A 19,596-nucleotide genomic window follows, 5' to 3' on the forward strand; every position below is an offset into this window, starting at 1 on the left:
GGGAGGCGCTTTGAAAAGGATCTTGAACCGGCTGTCGACAGCGCGCGCCGCGCAAGTGGCGCTCGGGTTGCTGATCGTGATCGCGATCCGGTCGATCGCGGAGTTCTTCCGTGTCGGGGGCGCAAGCGGCGGACCGGTCGGCGACGGACAGCTCTTCTATGTCGAAGGGGCTCTCGCCGCATCGATCGCGGCACTGGCCGTTCTCGTCCTGCATGTATTCGGGCGGCACCGCTGGGCCACGCTGCTCACGGCGGCAGTCATCATCGCTCTGCTGGCCTGGAAAATCATTGCAATTGGCTGACGTGCGGGACCGCCTGATCAGCCTCAAGCTGCCAGCGGCAGGCGCAATTCCGTCAGCAGGCCGCCGTCCGAATGATTGGATAGGCGGACTTCGCCGCCCGCCGCACGCGCGATGTTGCGGGCGATGGTCAGCCCAAGCCCGAGCCCACCGGTCTGGCGGTTGCGGGAGTGTTCGAGGCGCACGAAGGAGCCGAACACGGCGTCGATCTGGGCCTGGGGTATGCCCGGCCCCTCGTCGCGGATGGCGAGCGTGATCGTGTCGTCCGAGCGGCTGAGGCTGAGATGCGCCTTCTTGCCGTAGGTGACGGCGTTCTGCACCAGATTGGTGACGCAGCGCTTGAGCGCTACCGGACGCGCCATGCAGATCAGGCCGCGCGGGCGGATGTCGTCATTGTCGAAGGAGACGGTCTCGTAGCTGTCGGCGACCGATTCCACGAGGGACCAGAAATCGATCCGCTCGGCCTTCTCTTCCGTGACCTCGAATTTGGCGAAGTCTATCACGGAGCTCGCGATGCTTTCGATGTCGGCGAGATCGTGGGCGAGCGCCTGGCGCGCCGGCGATCTGCGCAACAGCTCCAGGCGCAGGCGCATCCTGGTCATCGGCGTGCGCAGGTCGTGCGCCAGGGCTGCCGCCAGGTGCTCGCGATCCTCGACATATTCGCGCAGCCTCGCCTGCATGGCGTTGATCGCCTTGGCGGCGGCGCGCACCTCCCGGCTACCGCTCTCGGCGATGGGCGGGCTCTTGAGGTCATTGCCGATCCGGTTGACGGCGGTTTCCATCATCCGGTAGGGCGCGGTCAGCCGGCGCAGCGACCAGATCGACATGATGACCACCAGCCCGGCGATCAGCGAATAGAGCGGCAGGCTGTCGACGCTCAGGATCGGGCCGACGGGGGTGATCGGCTCGGTGAAGTTCAGCCATTGGCCGTCGGCGAAGCGCAGCGAGGCCGTCAGCTTGTCGCTCTGGGCGAAGTCGGCGGCGAGCACCAGAAGGTCGCGCTCGACCTGGCCGATATCGGGACCGGACACGGTACCGCTGGCGTCGTCGGCCTCGCGCGTCGCCGGATCGCGCCGCACGCGCGCGTCGGTGATGCCGAATTTGGACAGCCGGCCGACAAGGATGTCCTCGAGCTCGGCCAGTTCGTCGTCGCCGGCTATCGAGGAGGTGACGGCGGGCGTGTCCGAGACCGTGAGCGCGTATGTCGAGTTGAACAGGCCCGCCGCGGTCGCCTTGCGCTCTTCCGGCGTGGCGCCACTCATCAACTGCACCAGCGCGAAGGCGCGGTCGTTGAGGCGGTAGAGGTCGACCACGTCATTGGCGGCGGCTCGGTCGCGCGACACGATGTAAAGCGTCGCGACCTGGCTGATCAGCAGGCCGGCAATGACGATCAGCAGCACCCAGACAGGCAAGGTCTGCGGCAGGAAACGTCTCATTCGGAGGTCGTCTCTGGCAGGAACTGGTAGCCGCCGCTGCGCACGGTGAGGATCAGTTTGGGTGTCTTGGGATCGTCTTCCATCTTGCGCCGCAGCCGGCTGACCAGGATGTCGATGCTGCGGTCGAAGGAATAGTCGCTGTCGCCGCCGGACAGTTCGATGAGCTGGTCACGGGTCAGCACGCGCTGGGCGCTCTTGACGAAGGTCTGCAGGAGGTTGAACTCGGCCATGGTCAGCTCGACCCGGACGTCGTCGGGCGCGGTCAGCCGGCGCCGCGAGCAGTCCATCGTCCAGCCGGCGAAGTGGTAAATCTGCTTGGTGGTGGCCCGCTTCGGCTCGGCGGCACCATTGCGCCGCAGCACGGCGCGGATGCGGGCCAGCAATTCGCGCGGGTCGAAGGGTTTGGGCACATAATCGTCGGCGCCCATCTCGAGGCCGACGACACGATCCGTCGTCTCGGTGACGGCGGTCAGCATGATGATAGGCGTCGTATACTGGGCGCGCAGATCGCGGCACAGTTCCAGTCCGCTCCTGCCGGGTAGCATCACGTCGAGGACGATGAGGTCCACCTGCGAACGGCGCAGGATGGCTTCCATCTCGGTGCCATCGGCGGCAACCGAGGTGTGCAGGCCCCGCTTCTGGAAGAACTCCTGAAGCAGGTCGCGGATGCCCTTGTCGTCGTCGACGATCAGTATATGCGCATCGGATTTCACAGCTGCCCTGTCTGTTTGCCGGCCAAGCCATTCTTGGCTGGTGAGCCACACGATAGAATTCGGGCCATATGTTGGCCAGTGCCTTGCTTTTCAAGGGAGAATGAATTCGGCTTTCTCCACATGGAAAGCCACGGCCAGCCTGGCCTCGGCATGGCCAGACACAATCCAGAAACAAAATTCTACAATCGGGAAAAACTCCTGAAAAGGTAGGCCGTCATAACGGTGCCGTGGCGGTCAGGTTATCGGCTGCGACGCTAGTCTCCGGGTTCACGGATAAACCAATGCCAAGATTGTCGATCAGCTTGTTGGGAGTTTTGCTGGGCCTTGGCCTGCTCACTGCCGCTGTCGACCAATCGGATGCAAAGGCGCCGCTCACCCGGAGCGAACGGTGCGCCAATCTTAGCCACCAATTTGATGAAGCCCTCGAAACCCATGCCACGGCAACGCAGGTCACCGCGGCAAAGGCACTTCAGAGAAAGGGCAACCGGTACTGCGCCGCTAAGAAACAGGCGCAGGGCATCCGGATGCTCGCCAACGCTTTGAAGCTGCTTGGAGTGACACCGAACGACCCGGTTCAGTGACACTCAAAACGACCCGCATAAAAAGGAAATGAAGCCATGAACAAGTCCATCCTGTCCGCCCTTGGTCTCGCCGTCGCTCTCGCCTTCTCGATGCCGGTTCTCGGCAACGCAGCCACCACCACGACCGCTGCCCCGGCTGCTGCCACCACGACCACCGCTCCGGCTGCTGCCGCGACGACCACCGCTCCGGCCAAGGCTGCTCCGAAGAAGGTCGCCAAGAAGACCGTCTGCAAGGTGACCAAGAAGCACAAGTGCCCGGTCAAGAAGGCCCCCGCGAAGATGGCTCCCGCGAAAATGGCCCCCGCGAAGGCCGCTCCGAAGAAGCCCTGATCAGCTTCGAGGTAAGTTCCAGAAGGCCGCTCCAGCCGCAAACCGGCTGGGGCGGCCTTCTGCCAACTGCATGATCGATGAGCTGAACACCGGCGGCTTTTCAGCCACTCATCTCGATCGTGCTTAACCCGTTTGCAATGCCGGCCCTGTAGGACAATCCGCATGAAGAAGCGGCTTTCGTCCATTTTTCGCTCCATGGTGATCGGCGGCCTGGTTGCCACCGGCGTCGCCAGGGTGCTGATTCTGCTCACCGCCAGCCCCGTGCCGGACCCCGCAAGCGGGCGCACCGAGCCCTCGCTGTTCGCGCCGGTGATTTCCAGCAACTGGGATTACATCACGCCGGTTCAGGCCTGGCTTTTGATCGTGCTCGCCGGCGTGACGCTGATCTGCGTTGCCGGATGGCCGATCGCGGCATGGCTGGAACGCCGGGCGGATGCCGACACAACTCGCCGCATCTTCGGCCGCCAGGGCCGTTGAACCGCGACCGACCATTTCCCACATGATTGTGAAGGACCGGGCCTGGCCGCCGACGGGTCCGCAAATGGACGATCGCTGCCGCCCGTGGCAAAATGCGGACTTGAGTTTGATCGCGAAACTGTCGGTTCGAATGCCTGAAACCACCACAAAACCGCGCGTAAAAGTCAAGCCGCAGACCGAGCGGCCGAAGCTTTACAAGGTCATCCTCGTCAACGACGATTTCACGCCCCGCGAATTCGTGGTGACGGTGCTGAAGGGCGAGTTCAACCTCAGCGAGGACCAGGCGCACCGGGTCATGATCACCGCGCACCAACGTGGTGTCTGCGTGGTCGCGGTCTTCACCAGGGATGTCGCCGAGACCAAGGCGACGCGGGCCACCGATGCCGGCAAGGCCAAGGGCTACCCGCTGCTGTTCACGACGGAACCGGAGGAGTGAGGAGCGGTCGCCCGCAGGGCGATTAATCGACAACGATTTGTCGATTAAAGCGACGAACGCCCGGAGCCATAGCGAAGGGCAGGGCCGGACGCTCTTGCCTTCTCCCCTTGTGGAGAAGGCAAGAGCGTCCCGCTCTACCGTCCCTCGCGGTACCACATCGAGCCCATTGCCAGAAGCAGCAGGCCGAGGCCGAGGAAGCCGCCGAAAAGCGGTACGCGTGACACGGCCTTCAGCACGCTGTCGTTGGTGGTGCGCAGGCCGATCCAGTCGCTGCCCGACGCTTCGCCGGACGAACGCACCGGCACGATGGAAGGCAGCGTCACGTCGCTGGCCGTGGACGAGGCCAGCCGGCGCACGCTGCCGCCGGTGGCTTCAGCCGGTGCCTTCAACCGCTCCTGCGTGGAGACGACGTCGGCGAATTCCGGCGCGTTGACCGGTCCGACGTGGGCAAGCGCGGTGAGATCGCCATTGGCGACCTGGAAGAGGCCGATCTCGCTGGTCTGGACGCTGCCGAGGAAGACGCCGGGTTCGGATTTGTCGAGCTTGACGGTGAGCGTCTTGCCGGACGGTGTGATGATCTGCGCCGTGCCGGGATCGTCGGCCATCGTCTGGCGACGGATCTCCAGCACCATACCGCGTCCCTCGGCGGTCAGCCGCTCTTCCTCGAGCTCGGGCTCCTTCATCAGCCAGTGGGCGATGCGCCGGTAGAGCTGGACATGCGGGCCGCCGCCCTCGAAGCCGCGCGCCCACAGCCAGCCCTGGTCGGACAGAAGCATGCCGACGCGGCCTTCGCCCTTGCGGTCGAGCAGCAGCAGCGGCCGGTTGTCAGCGCCCTTCATCACCACTTCGCCTTGCGGGTTCTGCACGCCGATGGTGCGGAACCAGCGGCTCCAGTGCGGTGGCTCGGTGGCCGAACCGTCGAGGCCGCGCGTCACCGGATGACGCTGGCCGAGTTCGGTGAGGCGGGGAAAGAATGCCTTGTCGACCACTTCGCCGGTCGGCATGGCCGGCAGGGCCGACATCAGCGGCGTGCGCGCGATCGAAGCCTCGCCGGCATATTCGGGGCCGGCGGCGATCAGCAGCGCGCCGCCCTTTTCGACATACTCGGAGATGTAGTCGTAATAGAGGATCGGCAGCACGTCGCGGTGCTGGTAGCGGTCGAAGATGATGAGGTCGAAATCCTTGATCTTCTCGACGAACAACTCACGGGTCGGGAAGGCGATCAGCGACAATTCGTTGATCGGCGTGCCGTCCTGCTTCTCCGGCGGCCGCAGGATGGTGAAATGGACGAGATCGACCGAGGCGTCGGATTTCAACAGATTGCGCCAGGTGCGCTCGCCCGCATGCGGTTCGCCCGACACGAGCAGCACGCGCAGGTTCTCGCGGATGCCGTCGACCAGCGCGATGGCGCGGTTGTTGGTGTCGGTCAGTTCGCCCGGCTCGCGGTCGATGGCGAGTTCGATGATGTTGCGGCCAGCACCCGGGATGGTCACTTGCAGCGGCATGGCCTGGCCGACGGTGGCATGCTCGACCGCGACTTGCTCGCCATTGACCGAGACCCTGACATCGACCGGTCCAGCCTCGTTTTCGGTCGAGATGACACGGTAAGTCATATCGAGCGGCTTGCCGACAAGGCCGAAACGCGGCGCGTTCTCGAAGCGGATGCGGCGGTCCTTCTCGTGGTCGTTGCCGGTGATCAGGGCATGCAGCGGAGCGTTGAAATCGGGCGCGCCCGAGGGCGTGTCATGCACCTCGCCATCGGTGATCATGATGGCGCCGCCAATGCGCGTGGGCGGCACGTCGCGGAAGGCGCCTTCCAGCGCGCCGAACAGCCGCGTTTCGGTACGCTCCTCGGCGGCGTCGGACTTGCCGGCCTCGACGACGCGGACGTCGAACTGCTTGAAGCGGCCAAGACGCTGCTGCAGTCCGGCCACGGCCTCGTCGGTCTGCCTGGTGCGGTCGCCAATGTCCTGGCTCTGGCTGCGGTCGACGATCAGGGCAACGACGCTCTTCAGCGGCTCGCGCTCCTCGTTGAGGAACACCGGATTGAAGAGCGCGGCGGCGAGCGCCAGCAGGGCGACGAAGCGCAGGACCGCGCCGCGCTGGCGAAACCACAGGCCGACGAGTGCCAGCAATGCCAACGGCACCAGAACCAGGACCAGAAACGGCCAGGAGATCAGCGGTTCGAAGGAGATCGACCAGTTCATGCCTTATCCTCCCCGTTGTGGAGAGGGTCGACCGCCGTGGGGAGTGAGAACGTCATCCTACTGCCCCAACCGTTCGAGCAGGATGGGAACATGCACCTGGTCGGATTTGTAGTTGCCGGTCAGCATGTACATCATGATGTTGACACCGGCGCGCAGTGCGTAGACCCGCTGCATCGGATCGTTCGGCACGGTCGGCAATAGCGGGTCGCCATTCTCGTCGACGGCCCATGCGCCGGCGAAATCATTGGCGGTGATCATGATCGGCGAAACGCCGTCGCCGGTGCGCACCGGACGGTTGTCGGCGTTGCTGGCTTCGAGCGATGCCTCGACCCAGAGCGGACTGCCGGCGAAGCGGCCGGGAAATTCGGGCAGGATGAAGAAGGACTTGGTCAGCACGTGGTCCGACGGCACCGGCTCCAGCGGCGGCACGTTGAGGTTGCCGAGGATGTCGCGCAGCCGCTCGGTCGCTGGGCTGGTGGAATCGGCGCCGATGCCGTTGGCGAACTGGTCGCGCGTGTCGAACAGCACGGTGCCGCCCTGCTGCATATAGGCGTCGATGCGGGCGATCGCGGCTTGGCTCGGCATGGGGGCCGCCGGGTCGATCGGCCAGTAGATCAGGGGATAGAAGGACAGCTCGTCCTTCGAAATGTCGACGCCGGCGGGCGCGCCCGGTTCGAGCGCCGTCTTCTCGATCAGGAAGCGGGTCAGGCCCTCGAGCCCGGCGCGGCTGATCGAATCGACACCCGGCACGCCGGTCAGCACATAGGCGATGCGGGTTTTCGAGATCGCCTCGATGGCGACCTGGTCACCCGGCTTGGCATCGTCGGCGCGCGCGACATCGGCATGGCCGAACAGTGCGCCAAGCGCGATCAGCATGGCGGCGGTGGTTGCCGCGGCACCGGCCCGGCGCGGCCGGCGCGAAAACAGGCCGCCCATCCACAACACCGCCAGCGTGTCGAGCAGCATCAGCAACAGAGCCGCCGCGACCAGCGAACCCTTCAGGTTGCGCGATTCATCTAAGGCATACTGGACCGTGGTGACCGGCACTGTCACTTGCGGGCGCGCCAGCGGCTCGAACGTGCTTGCGGCGTCGAGCAGATTGTGAGCGAAGACGCCTGTCTCCGAGCCATACAGGCCTGGCGGGTTCTCGAAGGTCACCGGCAATGCGCCTGCGCCGGGCACCAGCGGCCGTGCATCCGGTGTCGGCGGCACCAGCGAGCCGTCGGCCGCGATCATGCGATAGGGTGCCAGCGACGTGGCGGCGGCTTCGGCATTGGCGATCGCCGCGCCCTGGTTACGCGACAGCTGCACGATGCGGCGCAGCATCTCGACGAAGCTGCCCGAGATCGGCAGGTTCGACCATGTCGCCTCGGGCGTGACGTGGAACAGCACCAGCGTGCCCTTGCCCTTCTTCAGCCCGGTGACCAGCGGCGTGCCGTCGGCAAGGGCTGCCCAGGTGCGCTCGACGATGTCGGGTGTCGGTTCGGCCAGCACCTGCCTGGTCACCGTGACCTCGGTTGGCGGCGCCAGGTCGGCGAACGGGCCGGCCTTGGGAAATTCGGTGACCGGCTGCGGCGATGTCCATGACAGCGCGCCGCCGAGCGAACGTTCGCCGGTGCGCAGGCGAACCGGCAGCAGGTCGTCATCATTACCGGCAGCGGCCAGCCGCGAGCCGGCGAAACGCACCAGCGTGCCGCCATTGTCGACCCAGTCGACCAGCCTTTGCCGAACTTGCGCAGGAATGGTGCCGATATCGGCCATGACGATCATCGCCGGCTTCTGGTCCAGGATCTGCGGGATGGCGTTGGCGAGATCGGCGCTGGAGGGTTCGACCAGATCGGCGAAGGGCTGCAGGGCGCGCCTGATATAGTAGAGCGGCGACAGGAGCGGCTGCGCCTGGTCGGCCTCGGCTTGCGACAACAGCCCGACGCGGCGGCGCTTGGAGCTTTCGTCGAGCACGCGCACCGCCCCCGCGTGCCGTTCGCCGTCGAGCGCGATCGAGGCGAAGTCGTTGCGCAATTCGAACGGCACCGCCATGGTGCCGGTGGCAGTGGCCTCGCCTGGCGCGAAGGTCAGGGTCGCATCGGCGATGCGGCGGCCCTTGTCGTCGAAGGCGCCGGCGGTGACCTGCGCCGGAGCGGGATCGCCGGGCGCGCGGATGGCGGTCAGGGCAAAGCCGTCAACCTGATTGTCGGCTGATGTCAGGCCGGTCAGGGAAAGTCGGTCGGCCACCGCCCAGACGACGCGGGCGGCATTTTTCGACAACAGCGTGTTGAAGGCGGCCTCGTCGCCCCTGGCTGCCAGACCATCGGCCAGCACGGCGACGCTGGTGCCGGGCAGGCTCTCCAGAACGCCGGCGACGCGGGCATAGACGGCGGGCCGGTCGGTCGGGATAGGCCGTGGCTTGGCGGCGCGCAGCCGGTCGAGTGCGGCGGCGGCATCGAAGGGGCCGATCTCCGCATTGGGCTTTTCGGCGGTGAAGGCGATGACCACCGGCACGCCGTTCGAACCCGCGTCGTTGATCAGCCGCTCCGCGGTGGCGACGCGCTTGTTCCAGTCGGCGGCGCTGGCCCAGTCATTGTCGATGACCAGCGCAAGGGCCGCACCCTCGGCCGGCAGCTTCTCGCGCGGGTTGAAGACCGGTTCGGCCAATGCCGCGACGACGAGAGCGGCCATCAGCAGCCTGAGCAGCGTCAGCCACCACGGGCTGCGCTGCGGGGTTTCCTCACGCCTCAGCACAAGGGCCAGGATCTTCAGCGGTGGGAATATTTCGGTCTGCGGCTTGGGCGGCGTCAACCTCAGCAGCCACCAGATCACCGGCAGCGCCAGCAGGCCCCACAGCACCATCGGGGCGCCGAAGGAGAGCGGCAGCCAGCTCATGCGACGGCCTTTCCAGGCTTACCGCCACTGGCAGTGGCGGTCGGCCCGGCATGATTAGAGGTCAGCCCGGCATGACCAGAGGTCAGCCCGGCATGACCAGAGGTCAGCCCGGCATACGAGCCATCAGCGGTCATCGCCATGTGCAGGCGCACCAGCGCGTCGGAAGCGAGCCGGTCGGTGTGGTTGACGGTAAAACTCCAGCCGAGCCGCTTGCACCAACGGGCCAGTTCCTGGCGGCGGGCGGTGTAGAGCAGACGGTATTCATCGGCCAGCATCTCGGCGCGGCCGGCGGTCAGCTTGTCGCCGGTCTCGGGATCGGTGAACTCGGTGCGGCCGGCGTAGGGGAAGGTTTCCTCGGCCGGGTCGGCGACCTCGATCAGATGGGCGCGCACGCCGTGACGGGCGAGTACGTCGAGCCAGGCCATGGTTTCCTCGACGGGATCGAGGAAATCGCTGGCGATGACGATGTCGCAGAAGCGCCTGATATCGGAGAGATCGGGTTTTGCCGGCAGATCGCCGACATGCATGAGTTGGGCGGCGATGCGCTCGGCGCCGTTGCGGGCGGTGAACGGATCGGTCAGCCCCGGCCAGGCGATGCGCTCGCCGCTGCGCGACAGAAGCTCGGCCATGGCCAGTGTCAGCACCAGCGCGCGCGATTGCTTGGAAACACCGGCACCTGTCGATTTGTAGAGCATGGACGGCGAGGGGTCGGCCCACAGCCAGACCGTATGGGCGGCTTCCCATTCACGGTCGCGCACATAGGTATGGTCGTCGCGGGCCGAGCGGCGCCAGTCGATGCGCGAGGCATCGCCTTCGACATAGGGTCGGAACTGCCAGAAATTCTCGCCGATGCCGCGCTTGCGGCGGCCATGCCAGCCGGCGATCACGGTGTTCACGATACGGCGTGCTTCGACCAGCAGGTCGGGCACAAGCGAAGCCCGCAACCGGCCGCGGGCGAGCGCGTCACGCGTCGCTGCCGGAGCCTGGACTTCGCCGATACGCACCATCAAATGCCTTTCACAAGCTTCGCCACCACGTCGCGCACGCTGGTGCCTTCGGCGCGGGCGGCGAAGGTCAGCGCCATGCGATGCTGCAGCACCGGCTCGGCCAACGCCCTGACATCGTCGACCGAGGGCGCCAGCCGTCCGTCGTAAAGCGCGCGTGCCCTGGTGCACAGCATCAGCGCCTGGCTGGCGCGCGGACCCGGGCCCCAGGCGACATGCTTGTCGGTCTCGGCATTGCCCTGGCCCGGACGCGCCGAACGCACCAGATTGAGGATCGCCTCGACGACGCTTTCTGGAACCGGCATGCGGCGGATCAGTGTCTGGATCTCCTTCAGCCGTGCCGGCTGCAGGACGTTGGTTGCCTTGGCGTCCTCGACGCCGGTGGTTTCCAGGAGGATGCGGCGCTCGGCCTCGATTTCGGGGTAGAGGATGTCGACCTGCATCAGGAAGCGGTCGAGCTGGGCTTCGGGCAGCGGGTAGGTGCCTTCCTGCTCCAGCGGGTTCTGCGTCGCCAGCACATGGAATGGCGAGGGCAGATCGTAGCGCGCGCCGGCAATGGTGACGTGATATTCCTGCATCGCCTGCAGCAGCGCCGACTGGGTGCGCGGCGACGCGCGGTTGATCTCGTCGGCCATCAGCAGCTGGGCAAAGATCGGGCCGGAGATGAAGCGGAAGGAACGCTTGCCGGTCTCGTCCTGCTCCATGACCTCGGAGCCGAGGATGTCGGACGGCATCAGGTCGGGCGTGAACTGGATGCGGCGTGAATCGAGCCCGAGCACGACGCCCAGCGTCTCGACCAGCTTGGTCTTGGCGAGGCCCGGCACGCCGACCAGCAGCGCGTGGCCGCCAGCCAGCAGCGCCACCAGCGTGCGCTCGACAACGTTCTCCTGACCGAAGATCACCCGGCCAACCCCGTCGCGGATCCTGGAGATGTCGGCAAGCGCCTTCTCGGCCTCGGCTACCATGTCCGTTTCGCTGATCGGGCTTTCCTTGACCATCACGCTCATGCCGCATCGATCCCTTTGGTTGGAATGCCATGGTTTGGAAATGCTGGCTCGCACCATACCATAGACTGCCGCGATTCGGCCTCGCGGAGCGCCTATGGTTGAACTTAAATCACAGACTTAGGCTGACAAGCGGAACAACAGTGACTATTTCGTGACGATGACGGAACACCACGAACATCGCCAACAAAGCCTTACGCAAGCCACCGAGGCTCGAGGCCTCGAGGCGTTGATCTCGCGCGCGGCCCGTGCCGGCAAGGGCGCGGCGCCGGTCGAACGCTGGAATCCCGACTTTTGCGGTGATCTCGACATGGAGATCAAGGCCGACGGCACCTGGTTCTACCTGGGCACGCCGATCGGCCGCATGCCGCTGGTGCAGCTTTTCTCGTCCGTGCTGCGCAAGGACGCAGACGGCAGGACCTATCTGGTGACGCCGGTGGAAAAGGTCGGCATCCGCGTTGCCGATGCGCCGTTCGTCGCCGTCGAGATGGATGTTTCGGGCGAAGGCGAGGATCAGGTCATCACCTTCCGCACCAATGTGGGCGACGTGGTCGAGGCCGGACCGGAGCGGCCGCTGCGCTTCGTCGACGAAAACGAGACCGGCGGCCTGAAGCCCTATCTGCTGGTGCGCGGCAGGCTGGAGGCGCTGGTGGCGCGGCCGGTCATGTACGAACTGGTCGGGCACGGCGAGGAGATCGAGATCGACGGCAGGACGATGTTTTCGGTGCGCTCGAAGAATGCCGTGTTTCCGATCATGCCGGCGGATCAGTTGAAGCGGTCGAGCGCATGATGGACCATGTGTCGCCGGCGCCGTTCTCATCGGCGGACTTTCGCGCGCGCTTTGCCGCGCAGCCGGATGCGCATGCCGGCGACGACTATGGCGATCACCGCTTCAATCCCGTCCATCCGCGCCTCAATCCGGGCAAGCCGCTGCGCAATGCGGCGGTGCTGATCCCGGTGGTCGACCATGACGGTGAGGCGACGGTTCTCCTGACCAAACGGGCCGAGAAACTGCGCAACCACTCGGGGCAGGTAGCCTTTCCCGGTGGCACCATCGATCCGACCGACGCAACCCCCGAGGCGGCGGCGCTGCGCGAGACTTTCGAGGAGATCGGCCTTGCCCCTGATCACATCGAGATCATCGGCCGCATGCCCGATTACGTCGCCGGCAGCGGCTACCGCATCGCGCCGGTGCTGGGCATCGTGCGGCCACAATTCCAGCTGACCCTGAACGCCGATGAGGTCGATGCCGCCTTCGAAGTGCCGCTGCGCTTCCTGATGGATCCGGTGAACCATAGGCGCGACAGCCGCATGTGGAACGATCTCGAGTGGTTCTTCTACGACATGCCTTATGGCGACCGGCGCATCTGGGGCGTCACCGCCGGCATCATCCGTACGCTCTATGAAAGGCTCTATGCGTGAGTGTTTCGATCGCGGGCAGGGCGGACTGGCTCTTCGACAATCATCTTCAGCGCCTGCTTGCCGTGCTCACCGAAGGCGGTGAGGCGGCGCGTATCGCCGGCGGCGCGGTGCGCAACGTGTTGATGGGCCAGCCCGTCACCGACATCGATATCGCCACCTCTTGCCTGCCGCAGGAAACCATCCGCCGCGCCGAGGCGGAAGGCTTCAAGGCGGTGCCGACCGGAATCGAGCATGGCACCATCACGGTGGTCGCCGATGGCAAGCCCTATGAAATCACCACCTTGCGCGCCGATGTCGAGACCGATGGCCGCCGCGCCAAAGTGTCGTTCGGGCGCGACTGGAAGCTTGACGCGGAGCGGCGCGACTTCACCATCAACGCGCTCTATGCGGAGGCCGACGGACGGGTTGTCGACCTTGTCGGCGGCATCGCCGACATCGAGGCGCGCCGGCTACGCTTCATCGGCGATCCGGAGGCGCGCATCCGCGAGGATTATCTGCGCATCCTGCGCTTCTTCCGCTTCTTCGCCTGGTACGGCGAGGGCCGGCCCGACGCGGAGGGGCTGAAGGCCTGCGCCCGGTTGAAGGAAGGGCTCGCCCAGCTCTCCGCCGAGCGCGTCTGGTCCGAATTGAAGAAGCTTCTATCGGCGCCCGACCCTTCGCGCGCCTTGCTCTGGATGCGCCAGGCCGGTGTCCTGACCGCCGCGCTGCCGGAAAGCGAGAAATGGGGCATCGATGCGATCCATGGGTTGACCAGGGCCGAGAAGGATTTGGGCTGGGCGGTGGATCCGATGCTGCGGCTGGAGGCGATCGTGCCGCCGGATGCCGCGCGCATGAAGACCCTGGCCGAGAGGCTCAGGTTCTCGACCGCTGAAGCCGACCGCATGCTCCACTGGGCGCTCACCACGACCGTCGAGCCGAAGACGACCGAGGGCGAACTGGCGAAACGGCTCTATCGCGGCCACCGGCAAGGGTTTGTCGACCGCCTGCGGCTTTCGCTTGCCGCGGCGCGGGTGCGCGCTGTCGAGGACAATGATGCATTGCTTCAAGCGGGTGGCTTTTCGCGCCTGCTTGCCTTTGCGCTCAAATGGGAAAAACCGGTGTTTCCTCTGAAAGGCGCCGATCTTACGGCGCTCGGCGCAACGCCGGGGCCGAAGCTCGGCGAAATCCTCAAGAACCTCGAGGCGGAATGGATCGATGCGGGTTTTGCGCCCGATCGCGACGCGCTGATCAAGCGCGCCGCGGAGGCCCTTGAAACGTAGGCCAGAACCGCTGTGTCTGCCCCTGCGCTTCCGTGCCGCTACTTGATCGACAGCGGAGCGAGGGCACGCGAAAGGCTTGCCTCGCCCTTGCCATAGACGGAGGCGCTATAGTTGGCCAGCGTGTCGGTACGGGCCGTATTCAGCAACTGGTTGGTGATCTGGGTCGGCGTTGCCTTGCTGAACTTGCTGCCCACGATGGCGGCGTAGCCGGCAACGATCGGCGCGGCGAAAGAGGTGCCGTAAAGGCCGGTCTTGTCCCCGGTGACACCCACGACCAGGAAATGGCTCTGCACAGCCGTGTTGGAGCCGGCGGTGTTGGAGTACCAGGCCATGCTGGCCTTGTTCGACGTCGTGCCGTTGCTGTTGAGCGCGCCGACGAAAATCGCGGATGCCTTTCCGACCAGGGCGAGGTCTAGGTAGTCCTGCTGGCCGCTGGTGACGCCGCCCACGGCAACCGCGTCGTTGCCGGCAGCCTTCGAAACCACGGCCGTTCCCCTGGTGGCATAGGAGATGATGGAGGCTTCCTCGGCGCTCCATCCGATCTGGCTGGGGCTATAACCCGCTTTGGCGTACATGCCATAGCTCAGATTGAGCACGTTCAGGCCCGGCGACAGCGCGACCGATGAACTGGTGGAAAAGTCTTTCGACCTGATGGTTGCCAACGGCGCAACCATGCTGGCTTCTTCGCGGGTCCATTCGCCGTGGCGCTGGGTCTGCGTGCCGATGCCGAAATTGCCGCTGAACTTCGATGTGCTGGAGAAATCGTCGACGATCGTGATGGTGACGCCTTGGCCCTTGTAACCGGAACGCCATGCGGCTCCGACATCCGGGCTCATCCAGCCTTGCAAGGTCTGCGATGTGGCCGTCGGCAAGGTTGCGCTCAAGCATATGGAAGCGTTCGACTGGCCGCCCACGCAGAGCGCGGATAGCGGATCCGGACCGCCAGCTTCTTGAGCCGCCGCCATGGAAGCCGGCAGAAGGGCGAGGGCCGTGGCGATACCGAACTTCCAACGCGCATTTGACATGATCTTACCCCGGTTCAAACAGAAGCTAGGATGGACGACCGCGAATCTCCGGCGGCTATGCCATATCTCGTGCCTGGCCGCCCGCGATCAGAAAGTAACACGGTAATTCAGCCAGAGATGCTGGCTCTCCGGTTTAGCGTTAACCAGATATTTCAACGTTTCCTCGGGCGCGACCTCGCCGGCGGCGAGCCGGCAATTGACGCTGTAGGTGCCCAGATCGCCATAATCGGCCTGGCAGGGCTTTTCGGTGAGCTTACCGCCGAAGGTCGTGGTGAACGACAAGGACAGTATGCTGTTCGCACTCGGATGCAGCTGTGTGAGGAAACCAAGCTTGAGGCTGGGCTCGATCCGATACTTCTCGCCATGTTCCCCGGTGCCAAACCCCCAAAGGATACCGGTGTCCTCCGTAATCTGCGTCATCAGGTCCACATGCATGTCGACCCAGTTTGTCTGGTACCACTGGTTGAACGATACCCGGCTTCCGGACTGCAACTCATACCCGCCGTCACCCAGGCCTCTCGCCTTATCGCTGAGCGGCGAGCCCTGGTGGATGTCGATGAGCGATGTCGTCAATTCCTGGGCAACCGCCGGTGGCGCGCCGAGGAGCGCCCACGGCAGGAGCGCCGTTGCGCACAAACTCGCACGATTGCCGGATTTTTCGCGCATCCGCGAAACACCTCGCCCCACTGATTCCGGACCAGTGCCTGACGGCGACGGGCTTCTCTGGCAGCCCCCTGTAGTCTGGATATCAGTCTGACGATCGCACGGGTTTGGTTACCGCACGGTTTATTTTAGCTGGAGCAAATATGATTTTTTGAGGCGCGGGCCATGTGTCGAAATAAACCGGTGCGACGCGCGTTACCCGAGCGCCACCACGGTTCTTTTGCTCATATCGACAGTCCCCGCCCGCGCCCTACGCCGCGTCACGGACCTTCTCAATCCGGGAGCGGATAGCCTCGATCATCGTCTCGCGGATGATCGTCTCGCCATGCGTCTCGCGCATATGCTCGACGGCACGGCGCATGACCTCGGCTTCCTCGTCGGCACGGGTGTGCCAGTCGCAGCCGGGAACCAGCGAGCCGCAATGGAACTGTTTCATGGGATCTCTCCTCTTCCTCCATGGAGCCGGATCGACTGCCCTGCAAGGACAGGCCGGAGCTCCGCATCTTCTTGGCCCGCTATCCGGCCTTGGAACCGAACCACGGGCAGGGGTGAAGACCGTAACACAGATGGGGTGGTATTGGTTGCGGTCAATGGTGAAAGGCGGAGCGGCGCTGCTCCGCCCTCTTACGCTAACCCAGCGGGCAGGCCATCACTTCACGATCTTGACTGCCTCGGCAACCTTGTCCTTGCCGCTCATGTCCCACGAAATTCTGACCTTCTCGCCGGCCTTCAGGCCAGGATCCTTGAAGGTCGCGGGAAGCGTAAAAGACGATCCATTGTCGAGAACCAGGCTCTTGGCCATCGCATCGAAGCTCTTGACCGTTCCGGTGGTGTGCTTGACGGCGGCGAACGCCACGGAACCGGAAGCAAGAAGGGCGGCGGCGGCAGCGGAAACGATGATCTTTCTCATGCTGATACACTCCTGGAAGAGCGGGCATCCTTTTTGGCGAGGATGATCCGCATCGTCTTTGGGCCGTCCGGTCGCGTCGAGTCGCGGCTAACCTTGTTCGGACGCAATTCCGAAGGGAAAGCGGTTGCATTTCCTGGAATTGCCCTTGGGCAAACCACCGGCGCTTCCCGACCCGAATGCGACAAATAACTCAGTTTTTTCAGATGGATATTAGACGAAAAAGATATTCTCGACGCCACATTCCGCGCCCAGATTCGACAAATGGGACATCAATGCGGCCTCACATCGCGCTCACCATTTTTTTACGGCCAGCGCACCTCCGGCGGGAGGCTGGACAGGATCGCGGCAACATTGCCGCCGGTCTTCAGCCCGAAGATGGTGCCACGATCGTGAAGAAGGTTGAATTCGACGTAGCGGCCGCGGCGGATCAGCTGTTCGTCGCGGTCGCCATCGGTCCAGTTCTCGTTGAAGTTGGCGCGCACCAGGTGGCCGTAGACGACGAGGAACGAACGCCCGACGTCCTGGACGAAGTTGAAATTGGCATTCCAGCCGCCCTTCTCCTCTTCCGGATGCAGGTAGTCGAAGAAGATGCCGCCGGTGCCGCGCGGCTCATTGCGGTGCGGCAGGAAGAAGTACTCGTCGCACCAGGCCTTGAATTTCGGGTAGTCGGCAACCGCCGCGTTCTTCTCGCAAGCGAACTGCATGGCACGGTGGAAGGCTATCGTGTCGGGATCATCCTGCGTGCGGCGGCGGTCGAGCACCGGCGTCAGGTCGGCGCCGCCGCCGAACCATTGCCTGGATGTGACGACCATGCGCGTGTTCATGTGCACGGCCGGAACGTTGGGGTTCCATGGGTGCGCGATCAGCGAAATGCCCGATGCCCAGAAGCGCGGGTCTTCCTCGGCGCCAGGCATCTGCTTCCTGAATTCGGGCGAGAACTCGCCATAAACGGTCGAAGTGTGGACGCCGACCTTCTCGAAGACGCGGCCATGCATCATCGACATGGTGCCGCCGCCGCCCTTGCCCTGGTCGCGTTCCCACGGCGTCTTTTCGAAGCGGCCGGGCGACCATGAGGCGAGTGGACCGCCGAGGTCCTGCTCGATCTGCTCGAAAGCGCCGCAGATGCGCTCGCGCAGCGCCTCGAACCAAAGCCGGGCCTTCATCTTCATCTCTTCGATGTCGGCGGGCAGCCCCGCCGGTATTTCAGGTCGTTCCAAGTGCCGTCTCCGGTTTCGGGGCGGCGAGTCGACAAAAGACTCGTCTTTTCCGGGCGCGATCCCTAATCTCTTAAGGGACAGGGTCAAGTCACTTTGGTTTTGCGCATGGTCCTTTCCGAAACCCGATTCCGATTTCGGGGTCATGCGCCAGGTGCAAGGAGTTGTTTCGTGCGCACCCCGGCAAGACCGCCGCTGGATGGCCTGAAGAAAAGGCTCGACCAAAGCCGAGCCGAACGCGCGCGCATGCCGCGCGACGGTTTCCTGCGTGAGACCTTCGTCCTGCCGCGCTCCGACGCCCGCCTGAAGGCCAAGGAGTGGTTCGAGCGCTTCCCCAAGCAGGCCTACTGGACCGAGATCGAAAGCTGGTTCGAGCGCCCGGGCGATCTGATCGAGTTTACGATAAGGCGGTTGCCGGCGGCGGATTAGCCCCCGACCAGCAGTCGCCGCGCCCCCGTTCCCTCCCTTGCCAGCCGATCCCCCTTGTTGCGAAGCGGGCATTTGTCGATCGACATGCAGCCGCAGCCTATGCAGTCGGTCAACCCGTCGCGCAGCTTCTTTAGTTGGCTGATTTTCTGATCGAGGCTATCGCGCCAAGCCGTTGAAAGCAGATTCCAATCTTCGCGCGTCGGCGTGCGGCCTTCAGGTAATGATTCAAGCGCGGCACCGATTTCCGCGAGCGAGATACCGACCTCCTGGGCGATCCGGATTATGGCCACCCGGCGCAGCACGTCGCGGCCGTAACGGCGCTGGTTGCCGGAGGTGCGGTGGCTGCGGATCAGGCCGCGCGTCTCGTAGAAATGCAGCGCCGACACCGCCACGCCGCTGCGCGCAGCCACCTGGCCGACCGTCAATTCCAATGCTGGTGCCATCTCGCAATTTTCCGCTTGACCTCAAGTTAAGTTGAGCTTGTAGCCAAGAAAGCCTGGATGTGCAAACGAAGGAGAAGGCGGATGTGCGCCTGGGCACAAATCACCGCGGACCGCGCTGCGGGCGATCCCCTAGCCAAGCTGCCGGATGGCTTCACCCGCCACCATGGCGACGGAAAGCGCGACGTTGATGCTGCGCGCCGCGCCTTGCATCGGGATGGTCAGCCGCGCATCCGCCGCCTGATGGACTGGATCCGGCACGCCCGCGGATTCGCGGCCGAACAGGAGGATGTCGCGGTCGGTGAAGCTGAAGTCTGTATAGGGGGTGGTAGCCTTGGTCGACAGCAGCACCAGCCGGTCCGCGCGGGCCTTGCGACATTCCTCGAAGGCGTGCCAGTCGACATGCCGGGTCAGGGCAGCCATTTCGAGGTAGTCCATGCCGGCACGCTTGAGCGCTCTGTCGGAGAGCGGAAAGCCGGCCGGCTCGATGATGTCGACGCCAAGCCCGAGACACGCGGCGAAGCGCAGGATTGTCCCGGTATTGCCGGCAATGTCAGGCTGGTAGAGCGCGATGCGGAGACCACGGTTCACTTCCGCGTCCTTCTAATAAGTGGCAGATCGGCCACAGCGGCTTCCTGGTTTTGGAAATTCCTGGACCTGCGGGTGGCCATTTTCTGCGAAGTCGGGTATGTCAACTCCATTGTCAACCCGAACCGATGGAGGGGTAATTCATGATGACCATGCACATCCAGCGCCCCACCCGTGGGCTTACTTGCGCCCTGGCGGTTTCGGTACGACGTTTCTCCTGATCTTTTAGACACTTCCGCACCGATTTCCGCCGAAACCATTCCCTGGTCTTCGAAGGAAT

The 19,596-nt window shown here is 64.6% G+C and carries 22 protein-coding genes; 9 read left to right on the plus strand and 13 right to left on the minus strand.

Annotated elements, in window-relative coordinates; genetic code table 11:
• Positions 1-22 precede the first annotated feature (22 nt).
• A complete protein-coding gene (locus C7I87_RS04785; protein ID WP_149903115.1) occupies positions 23-301 on the plus strand; it encodes a hypothetical protein in 279 nt (92 codons plus the stop codon).
• A gap of 23 nt (positions 302-324) precedes the next feature.
• Here the strand turns inward: C7I87_RS04785 and C7I87_RS04790 are convergent, their stop codons facing one another.
• Together C7I87_RS04790 and C7I87_RS04795 are read right to left on the minus strand one after the other, a co-directional pair.
• Positions 325-1,734: an ATP-binding protein gene (locus C7I87_RS04790; RefSeq protein ID WP_149903116.1), complete on the minus strand. Its 1,410-nt coding sequence runs from the start codon at positions 1,732-1,734 to the stop codon at positions 325-327.
• The gene (locus tag C7I87_RS04795) at positions 1,731-2,447 is read right to left on the minus strand and encodes a response regulator (protein WP_140758586.1); all 717 of its coding nucleotides are present in this window, start codon (positions 2,445-2,447) and stop codon (positions 1,731-1,733) included. The genes C7I87_RS04790 and C7I87_RS04795 overlap by 4 nt, the downstream gene beginning before the upstream one ends.
• 281 nt (positions 2,448-2,728) lie before the next feature.
• On the opposite strand from C7I87_RS04795, the gene C7I87_RS04800 reads away from it, so the two are divergent.
• The 4 genes from C7I87_RS04800 to clpS all read left to right on the plus strand — a co-directional run bounded on the left by C7I87_RS04800 (position 2,729) and on the right by clpS (position 4,271).
• Entirely contained in the window at positions 2,729-3,028 is a 300-nt protein-coding gene (locus C7I87_RS04800) for a hypothetical protein (RefSeq protein WP_015316050.1), read from the plus strand.
• A 36-nt stretch (positions 3,029-3,064) separates the two neighbouring features.
• Positions 3,065-3,358 carry a hypothetical protein gene (locus tag C7I87_RS04805; RefSeq protein ID WP_149903117.1) on the plus strand — a complete coding sequence of 98 codons (294 nt, stop codon included), beginning with the start codon at positions 3,065-3,067 and terminating at the stop codon, positions 3,356-3,358.
• 162 nt (positions 3,359-3,520) lie between these two features.
• Positions 3,521-3,835 (plus strand): hypothetical protein, encoded by a 315-nt coding sequence (locus C7I87_RS04810; protein ID WP_149903118.1) that lies wholly within the window; start codon positions 3,521-3,523, stop codon positions 3,833-3,835.
• Between the two features lie 130 nt (positions 3,836-3,965).
• On the plus strand, positions 3,966-4,271 hold the full coding sequence (gene clpS / locus C7I87_RS04815; protein WP_149903119.1) for an ATP-dependent Clp protease adapter ClpS: 306 nt from the start codon (positions 3,966-3,968) through the stop codon (positions 4,269-4,271).
• A 134-nt stretch (positions 4,272-4,405) separates the two neighbouring features.
• On the opposite strand, the gene C7I87_RS04820 is transcribed toward clpS, so the two are convergent.
• The 4 genes from C7I87_RS04820 to C7I87_RS04835 are packed head-to-tail and all read right to left on the minus strand — an operon-like array spanning position 4,406 to position 11,369.
• Entirely contained in the window at positions 4,406-6,478 is a 2,073-nt protein-coding gene (locus C7I87_RS04820) for a hypothetical protein (protein ID WP_149903120.1), read from the minus strand.
• 57 nt (positions 6,479-6,535) lie between these two features.
• Positions 6,536-9,358 carry a DUF4159 domain-containing protein gene (locus C7I87_RS04825; protein ID WP_149903121.1) on the minus strand — a complete coding sequence of 941 codons (2,823 nt, stop codon included), beginning with the start codon at positions 9,356-9,358 and terminating at the stop codon, positions 6,536-6,538.
• Positions 9,355-10,365, minus strand: coding sequence for a DUF58 domain-containing protein (locus C7I87_RS04830; protein WP_149903122.1), 1,011 nt, complete (start codon positions 10,363-10,365; stop codon positions 9,355-9,357). Before C7I87_RS04830 ends, C7I87_RS04825 begins: the two co-directional genes overlap by 4 nt.
• Positions 10,365-11,369, minus strand: coding sequence for an AAA family ATPase (locus tag C7I87_RS04835; RefSeq protein ID WP_149903123.1), 1,005 nt, complete (start codon positions 11,367-11,369; stop codon positions 10,365-10,367). The genes C7I87_RS04830 and C7I87_RS04835 overlap by 1 nt, the downstream gene beginning before the upstream one ends.
• A gap of 157 nt (positions 11,370-11,526) precedes the next feature.
• On the opposite strand from C7I87_RS04835, the gene C7I87_RS04840 reads away from it, so the two are divergent.
• The 3 genes from C7I87_RS04840 to C7I87_RS04850 are packed head-to-tail and all read left to right on the plus strand — an operon-like array spanning position 11,527 to position 14,047.
• A complete protein-coding gene (locus C7I87_RS04840) occupies positions 11,527-12,156 on the plus strand; it encodes a DUF1285 domain-containing protein (protein WP_149903175.1) in 630 nt (209 codons plus the stop codon).
• Positions 12,156-12,788, plus strand: a complete 633-nt coding sequence (locus C7I87_RS04845) for a CoA pyrophosphatase (protein WP_149903124.1) — start codon at positions 12,156-12,158, stop codon at positions 12,786-12,788. The genes C7I87_RS04840 and C7I87_RS04845 overlap by 1 nt, the downstream gene beginning before the upstream one ends.
• Positions 12,785-14,047, plus strand: coding sequence for a CCA tRNA nucleotidyltransferase (locus tag C7I87_RS04850; protein ID WP_149903125.1), 1,263 nt, complete (start codon positions 12,785-12,787; stop codon positions 14,045-14,047). Before C7I87_RS04845 ends, C7I87_RS04850 begins: the two co-directional genes overlap by 4 nt.
• Before the next feature lie 38 nt (positions 14,048-14,085).
• Here C7I87_RS04850 and C7I87_RS04855 read toward each other — a convergent pair whose 3' ends face one another.
• From C7I87_RS04855 to hemF, 5 genes are all read right to left on the minus strand, one after another.
• Positions 14,086-15,072, minus strand: coding sequence for a S8 family serine peptidase (locus C7I87_RS04855; protein ID WP_149903126.1), 987 nt, complete (start codon positions 15,070-15,072; stop codon positions 14,086-14,088).
• An 87-nt stretch (positions 15,073-15,159) separates the two neighbouring features.
• Positions 15,160-15,738: a hypothetical protein gene (locus C7I87_RS04860; RefSeq protein WP_149903127.1), complete on the minus strand. Its 579-nt coding sequence runs from the start codon at positions 15,736-15,738 to the stop codon at positions 15,160-15,162.
• Between the two features lie 247 nt (positions 15,739-15,985).
• Positions 15,986-16,171: a DUF1059 domain-containing protein gene (locus C7I87_RS04865; protein ID WP_149903128.1), complete on the minus strand. Its 186-nt coding sequence runs from the start codon at positions 16,169-16,171 to the stop codon at positions 15,986-15,988.
• A 213-nt stretch (positions 16,172-16,384) separates the two neighbouring features.
• Positions 16,385-16,645, minus strand: a complete 261-nt coding sequence (locus C7I87_RS04870; RefSeq protein WP_149903129.1) for a DUF1344 domain-containing protein — start codon at positions 16,643-16,645, stop codon at positions 16,385-16,387.
• A gap of 302 nt (positions 16,646-16,947) precedes the next feature.
• Entirely contained in the window at positions 16,948-17,862 is a 915-nt protein-coding gene (hemF, locus tag C7I87_RS04875) for an oxygen-dependent coproporphyrinogen oxidase (protein WP_149903130.1), read from the minus strand.
• A gap of 168 nt (positions 17,863-18,030) precedes the next feature.
• Here hemF and C7I87_RS04880 point away from each other — a divergent pair, with 168 nt between their 5' ends.
• Entirely contained in the window at positions 18,031-18,288 is a 258-nt protein-coding gene (locus C7I87_RS04880) for a hypothetical protein (RefSeq protein WP_023770299.1), read from the plus strand.
• Here C7I87_RS04880 and soxR read toward each other — a convergent pair.
• Complete coding sequence (gene soxR, locus C7I87_RS04885; protein ID WP_149903131.1) at positions 18,285-18,731, minus strand: redox-sensitive transcriptional activator SoxR; 447 nt, start codon at positions 18,729-18,731, stop codon at positions 18,285-18,287. The genes C7I87_RS04880 and soxR overlap by 4 nt on opposite strands.
• 129 nt (positions 18,732-18,860) lie before the next feature.
• Positions 18,861-19,319 carry a tRNA (cytidine(34)-2'-O)-methyltransferase gene (locus tag C7I87_RS04890; protein ID WP_149903132.1) on the minus strand — a complete coding sequence of 153 codons (459 nt, stop codon included), beginning with the start codon at positions 19,317-19,319 and terminating at the stop codon, positions 18,861-18,863.
• Positions 19,320-19,596: the final 277 nt, after the last annotated feature.

It is taken from the genome of Mesorhizobium sp. SARCC-RB16n (assembly GCF_008520305.1).
GTDB lineage: Bacteria > Pseudomonadota > Alphaproteobacteria > Rhizobiales > Rhizobiaceae > Mesorhizobium.